Consider the following 14,347-nt stretch of genomic DNA (forward strand, 5'->3'; position numbering starts at 1 on the left):
TCCCTTACGCGTAAGCAAGTTCATGGCGGTCGCAAGCGGCCCCTGTGGCGAGCGGGCTTGCCCGCGTTGGGCTGCGAAGCAGCCCCCCTCAAAGTCTCCCGGTTAAACCGCAGTCGGCAGGTTTTGGGGCGGCTGCGCCACCCAACGCGGGCAAGCCCGCTCGCCACTAAGGGGTTCGGTGCGAGCGCTAGAGGTGTGCTGCTCGACGAACTCGGCACTCAACTCGATCACCCGACGGTATTGCAGGTCGACGGTGATCATGTGGTAACAGTTGTCCAACAGGATCTTGGTCACCGGCCCGCCGAGGTGGCGTTCCACGTAATCGGCATTCCAGCGGCTGGTGATGTCGTCTTCGATGGAGTGCAACACCAGCGCCGGCACCTTGACCTGCGGCATGCATTTCTTGACCACGGCGTTCATCCGGTGCAATTCGCGCACGGTGATACCCTCCATGGTCAGCAAGCCGGCCTCGCTGCTCTCCCCTTCCTTCATCTGCCGCTCGACGATGGCTCGCAGGCGTTCATTCTTGATGCCGTAGGGCGGTTTTTCTTCGAAGCTGCAAAGGTGCACACCGAATGGAATCGTCATCAGCAACGGCGTCAAGAACGCCAGCTTGTTGATGCTCCAGCCGTCGTACTTCAAGGTGGTGGAATACATCAGCAGCCCGGCGACTTGCCCCGGATGTTCGGCGGCCACGTACATCGACATCACCGCGCCCATGGACAAGCCACCGACAAACACCTGCGCGTGCCGTTGCTTGACCTGTACGAAGGTCTTGCGCACGCCTTCGTACCAGTCGCGCCAGCCGGTGGCCTGCAAGTCGCTGTTGTCGCCACAGTGCCCGGCCAGGGTAGGCACGTACACCGTGCAGTTGCCCGCTTTGGCCAGGCCCTTGGCGACCTGGCGCAATTCCGTCGGGGTGCCGGTCAGGCCGTGGATCAACAGGATCCCGACCGGACCTTCACCGAGAACGAAGCCGGCGGTACCTTCACCGAGGTCGATCTCGTGGCTATTCACCGTTTGGTCGCCCGCACCAGCAGTTGCTCAAGCAGCTTCAGGCCCAGGTCGATTTCCGGGTAGCTGATTTCCAGGGACGGTGCCAGGGTGATCACGTTTTTGTAGTAACCGCCCACGTCGAGGATCAGGCCGAGTTTCTGACCGTCCACCACCATGTCGCCTTTCATGCCCTCTTCGACCATGTAATCCAGGGTCGCCTTGTCCGGCGTGAAGCCATCCGGGCCGCAGATTTCACAGCGCAGGGCCAGGCCCAGGCCGTCGACGTCGCCGATGATCGGGAAACGTTTCTGCAGGTCCTGCAAACCTTCAAGGAAGTATTTGCCCTTGGCCATGACCATCGCGCCATAGTCGACTTCGTTGGTCATCTTGAACATTTCCAGGCCCACCGCCGTGCCCAACGGGTTGGAGGCGAAGGTGGAGTGAGTCGAACCTGGCGGGAACACCTTCGGGTTGATCAACTCTTCACGGGCCCAGATGCCGCCCAGTGGGTTGAGGCCGTTGGTCAGCGCCTTGCCGAACACGATCACGTCCGGTTGCACATCGAAGTGCTCGATCGACCAGAGTTTGCCGGTGCGGTAGAAGCCCATCTGGATTTCGTCGGACACCATCAGGATGCCGTGCTGGTCCAGCACCTGCTTGAGTTCGCGGTAGAAGTTCATCGGCGGGATCACGTAGCCGCCGGTGCCCTGGATCGGCTCCACGTAGAACGCGGCGTATTCGCTCTGGCCGACTTTCGGGTCCCACACGCCGTTGTATTCGGTCTCGAACAAACGCGCGAATTGCTGCACGCAGTGGCTGCCGTACTCCTCCTTGGTCATGCCTTTGGGGCCGCGGAAGTGATACGGGAACGGGATAAATTGCGCACGCTCGCCGAAGTGGCCGTAGCGACGACGGTAGCGGTAGCTGGAAGTGATCGACGAGGCGCCGAGGGTACGGCCGTGGTAGCCGCCTTCGAAGGCAAACATCAGGCTCTTGCCGTTGGTGGCGTTACGCACCACTTTCAGGGAGTCTTCGATGGACTGCGAACCGCCGACGTTGAAGTGCACGCGACCGTCGAGGCCGAACTTGTTCTTGGCGTCGACCGCGATCATTTCCGACAGCTCGATCTTGCCTTTGTGCAGGTATTGGCTGGCGATTTGCGGCAGGGTGTCGATCTGTTGTTTCAGCGCGTTGTTCAGGCGCGGGTTGGCGTAGCCGAAGTTGACCGCCGAGTACCACATTTGCAGGTCGAGGTAGGCCTGGTCTTCGGTGTCCCACACATAGGAGCCTTCGCAGCGGCTGAAAATGCGCGGCGGCTCGATGTAATGAACGGTGTCGCCGTAGGAGCAATACTTGGCTTCTTTATCCAGAAGGACCTGGTCTTCGGCGGTAGCGATACGGATATCAGACATGGTGGAAGAGTTCCTGATTGTCGGCAGCAGTAAAGGAGGTGGCGTTGGCAGCGATGCCCTGAGGCAGTTGGGCCAGCAATGCAGGCACTTCGGCGAAGGTGTCGAAGCGCGCGTGAGGGATCTGGTTGGCGACGCAGTAGTCGGCGAGGCTGCCCTTGGCGAACACGAAATCGGCGGTCGAAGCCACGCACATGTCGGACTTGCCGTCGCCGATCACCAGCACGCGTTTGTTGCGCGGAGTGGATTTGCACTTGCAGTTGCCGGAGGCGGCGCGGCAGGCATCGCTGGCGTAGGGGAAGTCGATGCGCCAGCTGTTCTGGTCGACCTGACGCAGGCGGTTGGCAAGGATCGGCAGCAAGGTCACGTAGTTGCGCGACAGAATCCGTGCGATGCCTTGCTCGATGCCGTCGCTGACCACTTCGATGGACGCGCCCAGGCCGATCACGTGATCGACGAAATCGGGGAAGTCCGGGTCGATCTCGACGCTGTCGAAATACGCCAGCAGTTCGGAGGGGGTGGCCTTGATCAGCGCCAGTTGGCGGCTCAGGCATTCGCGTGAACCGATATGCCCGTCCAGCCATTCCTGTTCGATGGTTTCCCACTCGGGGCCGGCGAAGCGTTGGAGGACGTTGTCGATGACATCGGTGGGGGTAATGGTCCCGTCGAAGTCACACACGATATGCCAGTGGATCATCTGTGTTTACCTAAAAGGAGCGCGCTGTATGCGCTTGCACAAGGGGTAGAGCAGGGACTGTGCCAACTGGCCGACGCCCAGCGGGGCTGGGGCTTTGCCGGGTATATGCGGGGTTTTGTGTCGTGGGAGCTACAATTTTTGTAGCTTGCTACAAACAAGATGAGTGCTTGCGCGAGGAAGGCTCTTCGCGCGTTCATGCGCGCATGTCCAGATAAGGAAACCGCTTCATGCTCAAGCTCAGTTCTGCTGTATTCGCCGGTTTGCTGGGGCTGTGGGGGGTTGCCGGCAGCGCCCTGGCGGACCCGATCACTGGCGAAGTCGGCGCGGGCGTCAGCTACCAACCCCACGACCCCACCGGCAGCCGCTACGAAACGCGCCCCGTGCCCTACGTGGACCTGGACTGGGGCAATGTCAGCCTGAGCACCGATGACGGCCTGACCTGGAGCGCCCTGAATACCAACGGTTTTACCGCCGGGCCCTATATCAATTACCTGCAGGGGCGCACGTCCAACGGCTCGCTTCAGGGGCTGCGCAATGTGTCGGACATGGCCGAGATCGGCGGTTTCGTTCAGTACGCCCCGGCCGACTTCTGGCGCGTGTATGCGCGGCTGGGCCAGGCTGTGGGCGGTGGGCATTCGCAGAGCGGCACGCTGGGCAAGGTCGGCGGTGAACTTGGATACCCGCTGGGCGGTGGGATTATCGGCAGCAGCGGCCTCGCAGCGAACTTCGCCGATGCCCGCCAAACCCAGACTTATTTCGGTGTGGACGCCAATGAATCCGAGGCTTCCGGCATTCGCCCGTATAACGCCAGCGGGGGCTTTCAGAACATGACGCTGACACAGAGTTTCGAGTTTCCCCTGGCTCCAAAATGGTCACTGCTGACCAGCGCCAGCTGGGTGCACCTGGTGGGCTCGGCGGCCAACAGCAGCATCGTCAAGGAGACCGGCGACGTGAACCAGGGCCAGGTGCAGACGGCGATCAGCTATACGTTTGACTGACTTACCGGTGGATACACTCTTGCGTCTGGTTGTTGGGTGAATATCCGTTGTTTGGGTGGGGGCGGGAATTGGTTTCGCTTTTACAGCGAGTCACTTTGGAAAAGAGCCCCAAAGTAACCAAAGGGCTCTTGCCCCACCACTCGGCACCTCGCCTCCGGCTCGGTGTGCCCGCACGCAGACTTGAATCCGTGGGCCGCCGCGATGGGCCATCCATGGCCCAGCGCGGCTAACCCGGCGTCCTGCCGGGTTACCCACGGATTCAAGCCTGCGTGCGGCCAGCGTGGTTAACGGGGCGCCTAGATCAAGATCAAGATCAAAAGCAGAGCACGGCGGCCTAGTAGCCGACCTGAGTGGTGTAGATCAAGAGCGGTTCGGCGTGCGCAGTGGTCTGCTTCTCTGTGGGAGCTGGCTTGTCGGGTCGCCGCATCGCTGCGATGCAGGCACCTCGGTACATCAGGCACACCGAGTTGATGCTTTCGCAGGCAAGCCAGCTCCCACATTTGAACCGAGTACAGCTTCAATGCTCAGGTCGGCTGTCAGGCCGCCTCGCTTTGTTTTTGATCTGGCCCTTACATCCTTACCGCTGACGAAGTCAGCGATCTTTTGATCTGCGCTTTTGATCCCAGGCGCCCCGTCAATCACGCTGGCCGAACGCAGGCTTGAATCCGTGGGCAACCCGGCAGGACGCCGGGTTAGCCGCGCTGGGCCATGGATGGCCCATCGCGGCGGCCCACGGATTCAAGCCGGAGTGAGGGCACACCGAGCCGGAGGCGAGGTGCCGAGTGATGGGGCGAAGCGTTTTTGGTTACTTTTGGCGCTTTTCCAAAAGTGACCCGCTGTAAGAGCGGAACCCATTTCAGCCATCACCAAAAAAACGGATATGTACTCCCACAGACAATCCCGCAATCCCCCACCGCCCCGCGCTTCAGTTTTCCTCCCCCTCCGCCAACAGCGCAATCCCACCAATAATCACCGCGACCCCCACCCAGTGCAGCGGGCTGATATGCTCCCCAAGCCCCAGCCACGACCCCAGCAACACCACCACAAACACCAGCGAACTCAAGGGGAAGGCCAGAGACAAACTACTGCGCCGCAGAATCAGCATCCACACGAAAAACGCGCCGATATAGCTGGCAATCGCCGCCAGGATCCCAGGGTTACGCGCCACTTCACCCAGCCACTGCCAGTTGAAATCCATCTGCCCCAGTTGATCCCCGGCCACCTTGGTAAACAACTGCCCGGCGCTCTCGGTGCAAATCAGCAAGGCCCACAGCACCACGGTGCCCAGACGCCCGTGCAGCCACCCCGTATTCAAAGTTTGCGAACTCATGCCTGACTCCCTGCAATCGCCACCAACATCACCCCCAAGGTAATCACCAGAGTGCCCAGCCAGCGTCGGCGGCTGACCGTCTCGCCCAGCACCACCTTGCCCGCCAGCACCACCCCGCAATAAGCCAGTGCCGCCGCCGGAAACAACAGGCTCAACGGTGCACGGGACAAGGCTTCGAGCCATACGAAAAACTCAATCACGTACGCGCCGATCCCGGCCCATAGCAACGGCGCATTGAACACCTGGCCCCAGAACGCACTCAGGCGAAAGCCGCCCTCCAGCTCCGGCAGGCGGTCCAGGCCGATCTTGAAACACAGCTGGCCGATCACATCGAGCACGATGGAAAACGCCACCAGCAACACCACAGTCAGGGTCACGGGAACAGCTCCTCAAACAGGTCGATCAGGGCTTCATTGGTGGCCGCGTTGCGCTGCAAGTCCTGCGCGCTCCAACGTTCGGGCGGTGGCTGGTCGGACTTGGCCTCCCAGCGTTTGAATGCGTTGCTGAACGCCGGCTGGGCGAATTCGCCGCACACATCGATGCCGATAATCCGCTTGCGCGCCGCCAAGGCCCGTAGCGCCTGCAGCAAGTGGGTCAGGCGCATGCCGCCCTGGTCCCAGTTGGTGGCCGCGTCTTCGATGGCGAGCACGTCTTTGTCGAGGGTGATCCAGATCGCTTCAGTGGGCAGGCTGCCGATCATCTGCTCAAGAAACGCGGCCCAGTCCAGCTCGGCCAGGTTGCGCCAGTGCAGGTGGTTTTCCTGCTGCTGGTGGCCGGCACCATCGCCCACCCTGCCCCAGACTTTCGACGGCGCGTGCTGCCAGGGAAACAACTGCAAGTGCCCGCGCTTGAGGGCGCCGAGGTTGCCGCCGCGCAGTTGCGGGTTATGCAGGTCATCGCTGCACGGGCCGAGGGTGACGATGCGCTTGATCGCCGGCATTTTCAGCGCCCGGTTGACCCACGAACCACAGTGGCGCTTGGGCGCGAAGCGCACCCAGTCGGGGTGGTTGTCGAAGTGAATCAGGCTGATCGGCTCTTTCAGGTCGGCGAGAAACGCCGGTGTCAGGTGATGATAATCACCGGAGCCGACAAACAGGATTTCCGGGCGCGCATCCACCGGCCGGGGCCGTTTGGCCAGGCGCTCGGCAAAGCGTTTCCAGGTTTTTTCGGTGGACCACAGGCGCAGCTTCGGGCCCAGGTCCAGCAGGTCGATGCGCGTTGCACGGCCGCTGGCCAAACGCCGGGCAATCGGTGCCTGGCCGGTGAGGCTGTGGTCGAGGTCAAGAATGTTCAAGGCAGTACGCCCCCTAATGGCTGGCTTTAGGGGGGCAATGCAAGGGACGGGCCAGCGTTTGTCCTGAGGGCAGTGCTAAGTAAATGTGGGAGCTGGCTTGCCTGCGATGGCGGACTGTCAGTTACCACCGTCATCGCAGGCAAGCCAGCTCCCACACTAGAGCAGTGTCAGGATCGGGCTTCGTTGATGATCTGCCGAATCGCGCCCACAAAGGCTTCGGCCGGCTGGCCACCGCTCACCGCGTACTGGTCGTTGAACACAATGGTCGGCACCGAGCTTACGCCCCGGGAGATCCACAGCTGCTCTTGCTCGCGGACATCGGCGGCGTATTCATCGCTGGCGAGAATCTCGGCAGCACGCTTGATATCCAGGCCTACGCTTTCGGCGATGATTGCCAGGGTCGCGTGATCGGAAGGGTCTTGCCCATCGGTGAAATACGCCTTGAACAGCGCCTCCTTGAGGTTGTACTGCAAGCCCTCCAGCCCGGCCCAATGCAACAGGCGGTGCGCGTCGAACGTGTTGTAGATACGGCTCTGGCCATCGGTACGGAAAGCAAAGCCCAACTCGGCGCCCATATCGCGAATGCGCGCACGGTTGGCCTGGGATTCTTCGGCGCTGGAGCCGTATTTTTCAGTGATGTGCTCGACGATATTCTGCCCGTCGGCGGGCATGTTCGGGTTCAGCTCGAACGGCTGAAAATGAATCTCGGCCTGGACTTCGGCGCCGAGCTGGTCGAGGGCTTCGGTCAGGCCGCGCAGGCCGATGATGCACCAGGGGCAGGACACGTCGCTGACGAAATCGATTTTCAGGGGAGTACTCATGGCAGGCAACCTCGCTGGCAGTAAAATGCGCCGCAAAGGTTGCACGATACACCAATGTCACAACAGCTTCGAAGGCGCGACCGGGTCAATCTGCGCCCAATGCGCTGCATCTTCACGATGGGCTTGCAGGTACGGCAGCACCGCCGTGAGCAAGGGGTCCTTGAATGCCTCCTGGAAACGATGGGCCATGCCGGGAATCAGCTTCAATTGGCTGCCCTGGATATGCGCCGCCAGGTGCACGCCGTGCATCACCGGCAGCAACGGGTCGGCGGTGCCGTGCACCACCAGGGTCGGCACGCGCAGTTGATTGAGCAGCCGCACGCGGCTCGGCTCGGCGAGGATCGCCATGATCTGGCGTTTCACGCCGTCCGGGTTGAACGCGCGGTCATACGACAGCGCCGCCTGGTGCAGCAGCGCCTGGCGATCATCCTTCACCGTGGGGCTGCCCAGCGCAGCGAGCAAATCGGCCTGTTGCTCCAGCGCCACTTCGCGATTGGGCGCGCTGCGCCGCGATAACAACTGCACCAGCGCCGCACTTGGCGCCGGCAAGCCCTCGGCGCCGGAGCTGGTCATGACCAGCGTGAGGCTTTCCACACGCTGCGGCGCCATGGCCGCCAGGTGCTGGGCGATCATCCCGCCCATGCTCGCGCCCAGCACGTGGAATTGGCGGACCTGCAACGCATCCATCAAGCCCAGGGCGTCATCGGCCATATCGGTCAAGGTGTACGGCGCGGATACCGGCAGGCCGAGCTTGTAGCGCAGCACTTCAAAGGTCAGGTTGGCGCTGGCCGGCGCCTGGCGCCAACTGGACAGGCCGACATCGCGATTGTCATAGCGGATCACCCGGAACCCCTGTTGGCACAGGGCAACCACCACCTCATCGGGCCAGTGGATCAGTTGCCCACCCAGGCCCATCACCAGCAGCAACGCCGGGTCGGACGCACGGCCGATGCTCTGGTAGGCGATGCTCACCTGAGCCAGGTCGACCGTTTGGGTCGGGACATTGACATCACATCGAGAAGCCGCAAAAGACGGCAGGCCGAACAATAGAGCGGCCAGTAAAAGCAACACGCGCATGAAAAACACCGAAACGCAGAACCCCAGTAGAGCGCGAGTCTGATGAAGTTTGTTCAAGCGCGCTGCCACAGTTACGTGACAGTTTGATGAAGAGTGCCCGGCGGTCATGGTCGACACGACCTATAACATGAGACAAACTCACGCTATACGACTTCATCACAAATTGTTTTCATGGAGAGCCTGTGCTCGAAATCCGTCACCTCAAGACCCTGCACGCCCTGCGCGAAGCCGACAGCCTGGTGGAAGCCGCCGAGCGCCTGCACCTGACGCAATCGGCACTGTCCCACCAGTTCAAGGAACTGGAAGAGCGCCTGGGCATGCAGTTGTTCGTGCGCAAGACCAAACCGCTGCGCTTCACCAGCGCCGGCCTGCGCCTGCTGCAACTGGCCGACGCGACCCTGCCGCTGCTGCGCGGGGCCGAGCGCGATATCGCACGGTTGGCCGGCGGCACCGCCGGGCGTTTGCACATGGCAATCGAGTGCCACAGCTGCTTCCAGTGGCTGATGCCGACCATCGATCAGTTCCGCGATGCCTGGCCGGAAGTCGAACTGGACCTGGCCTCGGGTTTTGCCTTCGCGCCGCTGCCGGCCCTGGCCCGTGGCGACCTGGACCTGGTAGTGACGTCCGACCCGCAGGAGCTGCCGGGCATTACCTATGTGCCCCTGTTCACCTACGAGGCCATGCTGGCCGTGGCCAACCAGCATGCGCTGGCGAACAAGTCCTATATCGTGCCGGAAGACTTGCTGAGCGAAACCCTGATCACCTACCCGGTGGAGCGCGACCGCCTGGACATCTTCACGCGCTTTTTGGAACCGGCCGATGTGGAACCGGCGCAGGTGCGCACCTCGGAGCTGACGGTGATGATGATGCAACTGGTGGCCAGCGGCCGTGGCGTCTGCGGCATGCCCCATTGGGCGCTGCATGAATACAGCTCACGCGGTTATGTGAAGGCCAAGCGCCTGGGCGAGAAAGGCTTGTTTGCGACGTTGTATGCGGGGATTCGTGCCGACATGCTGGATGCGCCGTATATGCGCGACTTCTTGCTCACGGCCAAGGACACTTCGTTTTCGACGCTGGATGGGGTCAGCGCAGTGCGTTAAGCGCCGCAGGTGAACATGTGGGAGCGGGCTTGCTCGCGAAGGCGTTGTGTCAGTCAACACATGTGCTGACTGAACCCCCGCTTTCGCGAGCAAGCCCGCTCCCACATTGGCCATCACACGTCTCGCAACTCGCGCCACATGTGGAGCTTGTCGAAGTAATCGACGCCGACCCGCACCGCCAGCGGCTCCAGGCCGTACTGGGCGAACCCGCAACGCTGGTACAGCGCAATGGCGGCGTAGTTGCCGGCGGTGACGGTCAGTTGGATCACCTTGAGGCGCGAGTGCCGGCGCGCTTCGGCCAGGGCTGCCTCCACCAACTGATGCCCCAGGCCCTTGCGTTGAAAAGCCGCGTTCACGTACATACCGAACAAGGTCACTTTGTGCCGTGCCTTCTCACGGGGTTCGAACGCCAGGCCGACAATGCCGGCCAGAGTTGGCCCTTCAAAAGCGCCGAGCAACCGGTCCAGCGGGTTGTCCAGGCGCTTTTCCCACCAGCTCAACGGCATCGCGGCGCGCTCCGCCACGCTGGAGGTAAACGCCTGGGGATAGGCGCCGTAAGCCTCAAGCATCAACGCCCGATAAGCCTCGGCGTCGTTGGCCCCCAGTGCACGGATCATCGTCAGGCCGTTGCGGTCAGCGAAGCGCGGTAAAACGGCAGGATCAGGTCACGGGTCAACGGCGCCAAGTGCAAACCGCCATCACCGGCCGGGTCGATCCAGCGCACCTCTTCAATCTCGGCGGCGGGGCTGACCGCTACGTCGATCTGCACCTGGAACAGCTGCGCCTCCACGGTGAACCCCGGTTCATTGGCGGCCGGGGCTGAAAATGTGCCGAGGTAGATCGCATCGCTCGGGTCGATACGCAGGTTGAGTTCTTCATGCAGCTCGCGGGCCAGAGCCTGCGCAGGGTGTTCGCCGGCGTCGATCTTGCCGCCGGGCTGCATGAACGCCTGGGTGCCGCGCTTGCGCACCAACAGGGTCTGGCCGTCATTGCCGATCAGGAACGCGGCGGCGATGCGGATGGTCGAGGTCATGAACAGGTCTTCCTTGAAGGTAAAGACGCAAGGATCACAGAAAGCACCTTAATCGCAAAGCTGCGCCTCATCAGGTTCTTTGATAAACACGGAATACTTGGCCCCTTCCATCGCCTCGAACGCAATCAACTTATCCACCAGCGGCAGGTTAAGCACCTTGCCGGCGTTGAGCAGCAGCATGCCGTTATCCGCATTCAGGTTGCGCGCCAGCACCATGCCCTCGGCCAGTTCGCGGGTAGTCAACACCTTCACGCTCGGGTCACCCAAGGTCACGTCACTGAGGAACGCGGCGCACGCCTGCACGAAGTCTTCGACCATATCCGGGTCGTAGAGCCTGCCTGCGTATTTGCGGATGTAGAGCAGCGCTTCATCGCTGTTCATCTGGCGCTCGAGGATCAAGCCCTTTTGCAGCTCGATAAAGTCCACGGCAAGCTTCAATAAGCGCGCGCCGGAGGGGATCAAATCGCCCTTGAGGTGATCCGGAAAACCACTGCCATCCCAGCGCTCCTGGTGATGGCGGATCAAGCGTGCGGCGTCTTTCATCGGCTCCAGGGTCATCAGCAGCGATTCGCTCTGGGTCGGGTAGTCCCGATAGCGCTCGCGGTCCGTGCTGTGCAGCAGGTCGGAGGGCGCGACCATCATGCTGTCGCTCCAGCTCAGCTTGCCGATGTTATACAGCGCGGCGGCCATGGTCAGGTCACGGGCGCTGGCTTCGTCCATCACCTGGGCCTTGCAGTACACGCGTATCAGCTCGATCAACTGGCGGTTGGTCTGCTTCTGCTTGGGCAACCGCAAGTTGGCCAGCAGAGAAAACACTTCGGTGCCGGTCACGTAGCTGCGCTTGAGTTCATCGTAGGCCAGGTCGAGCATGTCGGCGGTTTGCTGCAGCTCGCTGGTGCGGGCAATCACGCGTTTTTCCAGGGTGGCGTTGAGGGCCTTCAACTGGTCGTTCTGCTCGCGGATCAACTGCTCAAGGCGCAGCCGTTCGCGTTCGGAATGCTGGTGCTCCAGGGACTGACGCAACGTCAGGAGCATTTCTTCATCGTTCCAGGGTTTGCTGATGTAGCGGTGGATCTGACCTTCGTTGATCGCCTTTATCATCATGCTCATGTCGGCATAGCCGGTCAGCAGGATGCGGGTGGTGGCCGGATACAGGCGGTGGGTCTCGGCGAGCAGCATCGCACCGTCCATCGTCGGCATGCGCGCGTCGGTCATCACCAGGTCAATGGGCTGGGCCGCCATGATTTCCAGGGCCTGGGCCCCACTGCCGGCCAGCAGCACTGCATAGGGTTGGCCACGCAGCAGGCGGCGCAGGCTGTTGAGGATCGATTCTTCGTCGTCGACCAGCAAAATCGTGGGGGTGTAAGCGGACGTCGTAGCACTTTGTTCATCCATGGCGACACCTCCTGGCAATGACACACAATTGCTTCATTGCGACCCGGTGCAATCCATTGCTGTACTTGCTACAGCATTGAGCGCTAGATGATCACCGAGGTAACTGGCGTTGATTTGACGCCAACTGGCCGACTTATTCAAGGGAGCCGACTATGCTTGTGGCAACAAGCTGGTGACCGCTCCTGTTTAACGAAGCATTCAAGGTAAGGAAGCCGTATGCGCCAGAAATCGCCGTTGCGCACCCCGCAGAATCAGCTATGACGCCGCGCTCCGAGCGGGCCAATCGACGCATTCTGATCGTCGATGACACGGCCTCGATCCACGCGGATTTTCGCAAGATCCTGTGCGCCGACGCCAACGGCGAGCAGTCCCTGGACAGCATCGAAGAAACCCTGTTCGGCAGCGCTCCGGCGCTGCGCCAGACCTTCGTGCTGGACTCCGCCTATCAGGGCGAGGAAGCCCTGGTACTGGTGACCAAAGCCCTGGCCGACAACGCCCCGTATGCCCTGGTATTCATCGACATGCGCATGCCGCCGGGCTGGGACGGCCTGGAGACCATCGAGCATCTGTGGAAGGTCGACCCGCACCTGCAAATTGCCCTCTGCACCGCCTATTCCGACTACTCCTTCGAAGCCATTGAAGCGCGCCTGCAGTACGACGACCAACTGCTGATCCTGAAGAAGCCATTCGACGACCTGGAAATCCGCCAGATGGCCACCGCCCTGACCTGGAAATGGCAGTTGGCACAGGACGCGGCACTCAAATTGATCGGGCTTGAGCGCACGATTGAGGAACGCGTGCAGGAGCTGCTCAAGGTCTCGCACCTGCTGCAATATGACGCCCTGACCGAACTGCCCAACAGCACACTGCTGGGCGACCGCCTGACGCAAGCCATTGCCGTGTGCCGGCGCCATGACACCCAGTTGGCCGTGATATTTATCGGCCTGGACCGCTTCAAGCGCATCAACAACGCGCTGGGCCACCCGGTCGGCGATGAAATGCTCAAGCGGGTCAGCCAGAGCCTGGTGGCCACGGTCCGCGAGTCGGACGCCGTGTTCCGCTACGGCTCCGATGAGTTCGTACTGATCCTCAACGACATCAAGCACCCGCAGCAAACCCAGTACCTTGCAGAAAAGCTCCTCGCGGCCGTGAGCACTTCCCGCTATGTGGCCGGCCACGACCTTAGCGTCACCGCCAGTCTGGGCATCAGTGTCTACCCCAATGACAGCAACAGCGCCGTGGAGCTGATCAAAAAAGCCGAAACCGCCATGCGTACCATCAAAGACCACGGCCCCAACGATTTCAGTTTTTTCATCGACGAAATGAACCTGCGCGCCCAGGAACAGCAAAGCCTGGAAAGCGCCATCCGCCTGGCCCTGCAGCGCGACGAATTTATCCTGCACTACCAGCCGAAGCTGGACCTGAACAGCGGGCAGATCGTCGGCGCCGAAGCCCTGATTCGCTGGCACCAGCCCGACCATGGCTGGATCTACCCGTCAGCCTTCATTCCCGTGGCCGAGGACAGCGGCCTGATCGTGCCGTTGAGCCAATGGGTGCTGCGCCAGGCCTGCGCGCAAGCACGCGCCTGGCAGGCCGCCGGCCTACCCCCCATCTGCATCTCGGTGAATATCTCGGCGCTGGATTTTCGCCAGCGTAACTTCGTCACCAACCTGGCGGCGATCCTTGAGCATACGGGCCTGGCGCCGCGTTTGCTGGAGCTGGAAATCACCGAGAGGGTGCTGATGCAAAACGTCGAAGACACGCTGACCACTCTGCGCGGGATCAAGACCCTGGGCGTGCGGCTGTCCATCGATGATTTCGGCACCGGGTATTCCAGCCTCAGCTACTTGCGACGCTTCCCGATTGATGTGCTGAAAATCGATCAGTCGTTCATTCGCGGCTTGAGCAGCAACACCCAGGACGCGCAGTTGATCAGCGCAATCATCAGCCTGGGTAAAAGCCTGGACTTGAACATCATCGCCGAGGGCGTGGAGACGCTTGAACAGTTGGCGTTCCTCAAGGCCCACCAGTGTGAAGAGGGCCAGGGTTTCCTGTTCAGCAAAGCCGTTGCGGCCGACGATTTCGCCCGGCTGCTGCAACCCGGGCAATCCAGCCTGATGCCCGCCCCCTGACCCTTTGCCCCAAGGAGCGACCGTTTGAGCAGCACTACGCAACGTTCTTCTCACCTGTCGCCTCA

At 61.6% G+C, this 14,347-nt stretch carries 14 protein-coding genes; 3 read left to right on the top strand and 11 right to left on the bottom strand.

What is annotated here, in order from left to right; translation table 11 throughout:
- Positions 1-102: 102 nt before the first annotated feature.
- Genes LRS56_20680 through LRS56_20690 form a run of 3 tightly spaced genes read right to left on the bottom strand, consistent with a single transcriptional unit; the run spans position 103 to position 3,102 of the window.
- On the bottom strand, positions 103-1,017 hold the full coding sequence (locus tag LRS56_20680) for an alpha/beta fold hydrolase (protein ID WDU61239.1): 915 nt from the start codon (positions 1,015-1,017) through the stop codon (positions 103-105).
- Positions 1,014-2,408, bottom strand: coding sequence for an aminotransferase class III-fold pyridoxal phosphate-dependent enzyme (locus tag LRS56_20685; GenBank protein WDU61240.1), 1,395 nt, complete (start codon positions 2,406-2,408; stop codon positions 1,014-1,016). Before LRS56_20685 ends, LRS56_20680 begins: the two co-directional genes overlap by 4 nt.
- Positions 2,401-3,102 carry an MtnX-like HAD-IB family phosphatase gene (locus LRS56_20690; protein ID WDU61241.1) on the bottom strand — a complete coding sequence of 234 codons (702 nt, stop codon included), beginning with the start codon at positions 3,100-3,102 and terminating at the stop codon, positions 2,401-2,403. Before LRS56_20690 ends, LRS56_20685 begins: the two co-directional genes overlap by 8 nt.
- A gap of 227 nt (positions 3,103-3,329) precedes the next feature.
- Here LRS56_20690 and LRS56_20695 point away from each other — a divergent pair, with 227 nt between their 5' ends.
- Positions 3,330-4,100 (top strand): MipA/OmpV family protein, encoded by a 771-nt coding sequence (locus tag LRS56_20695; protein ID WDU61242.1) that lies wholly within the window; start codon positions 3,330-3,332, stop codon positions 4,098-4,100.
- Positions 4,101-5,025: 925 nt separating this feature from the next.
- Here LRS56_20695 and LRS56_20700 read toward each other — a convergent pair.
- The 5 genes from LRS56_20700 to LRS56_20720 form a co-directional block, all read right to left on the bottom strand.
- Positions 5,026-5,430, bottom strand: a complete 405-nt coding sequence (locus tag LRS56_20700; protein WDU61243.1) for an EamA family transporter — start codon at positions 5,428-5,430, stop codon at positions 5,026-5,028.
- On the bottom strand, positions 5,427-5,807 hold the full coding sequence (locus tag LRS56_20705) for a transporter (GenBank protein ID WDU61244.1): 381 nt from the start codon (positions 5,805-5,807) through the stop codon (positions 5,427-5,429). Before LRS56_20705 ends, LRS56_20700 begins: the two co-directional genes overlap by 4 nt.
- Positions 5,804-6,724, bottom strand: a complete 921-nt coding sequence (locus tag LRS56_20710; GenBank protein ID WDU61245.1) for an arginase — start codon at positions 6,722-6,724, stop codon at positions 5,804-5,806. The genes LRS56_20705 and LRS56_20710 overlap by 4 nt, the downstream gene beginning before the upstream one ends.
- A 167-nt stretch (positions 6,725-6,891) precedes the next feature.
- Positions 6,892-7,545, bottom strand: coding sequence for a DsbA family oxidoreductase (locus LRS56_20715; GenBank protein WDU61246.1), 654 nt, complete (start codon positions 7,543-7,545; stop codon positions 6,892-6,894).
- Between the two features lie 57 nt (positions 7,546-7,602).
- Positions 7,603-8,622, bottom strand: coding sequence for an alpha/beta hydrolase (locus tag LRS56_20720; GenBank protein WDU61247.1), 1,020 nt, complete (start codon positions 8,620-8,622; stop codon positions 7,603-7,605).
- A 182-nt stretch (positions 8,623-8,804) separates the two neighbouring features.
- Between LRS56_20720 and metR the strand changes: the two genes are divergently transcribed.
- A complete protein-coding gene (gene metR / locus LRS56_20725; GenBank protein WDU61248.1) occupies positions 8,805-9,722 on the top strand; it encodes a transcriptional regulator MetR in 918 nt (305 codons plus the stop codon).
- A gap of 113 nt (positions 9,723-9,835) precedes the next feature.
- On the opposite strand, the gene LRS56_20730 is transcribed toward metR, so the two are convergent.
- Genes LRS56_20730 through LRS56_20740 form a run of 3 tightly spaced genes read right to left on the bottom strand, consistent with a single transcriptional unit; the run spans position 9,836 to position 12,150 of the window.
- Complete coding sequence (locus tag LRS56_20730; GenBank protein ID WDU61249.1) at positions 9,836-10,339, bottom strand: GNAT family N-acetyltransferase; 504 nt, start codon at positions 10,337-10,339, stop codon at positions 9,836-9,838.
- 2 nt (positions 10,340-10,341) lie between these two features.
- Entirely contained in the window at positions 10,342-10,755 is a 414-nt protein-coding gene (locus tag LRS56_20735; protein WDU61250.1) for an NUDIX domain-containing protein, read from the bottom strand.
- 48 nt (positions 10,756-10,803) lie between these two features.
- Positions 10,804-12,150: a response regulator gene (locus LRS56_20740; GenBank protein ID WDU61251.1), complete on the bottom strand. Its 1,347-nt coding sequence runs from the start codon at positions 12,148-12,150 to the stop codon at positions 10,804-10,806.
- 257 nt (positions 12,151-12,407) lie between these two features.
- Between LRS56_20740 and LRS56_20745 the strand changes: the two genes are divergently transcribed.
- Positions 12,408-14,282, top strand: coding sequence for an EAL domain-containing protein (locus tag LRS56_20745; GenBank protein WDU61252.1), 1,875 nt, complete (start codon positions 12,408-12,410; stop codon positions 14,280-14,282).
- Positions 14,283-14,347: the final 65 nt, after the last annotated feature.

Origin of the sequence: Pseudomonas poae (genome assembly GCA_028869255.1) — a bacterium.
Classification (GTDB): domain Bacteria; phylum Pseudomonadota; class Gammaproteobacteria; order Pseudomonadales; family Pseudomonadaceae; genus Aquipseudomonas; species Aquipseudomonas poae_C.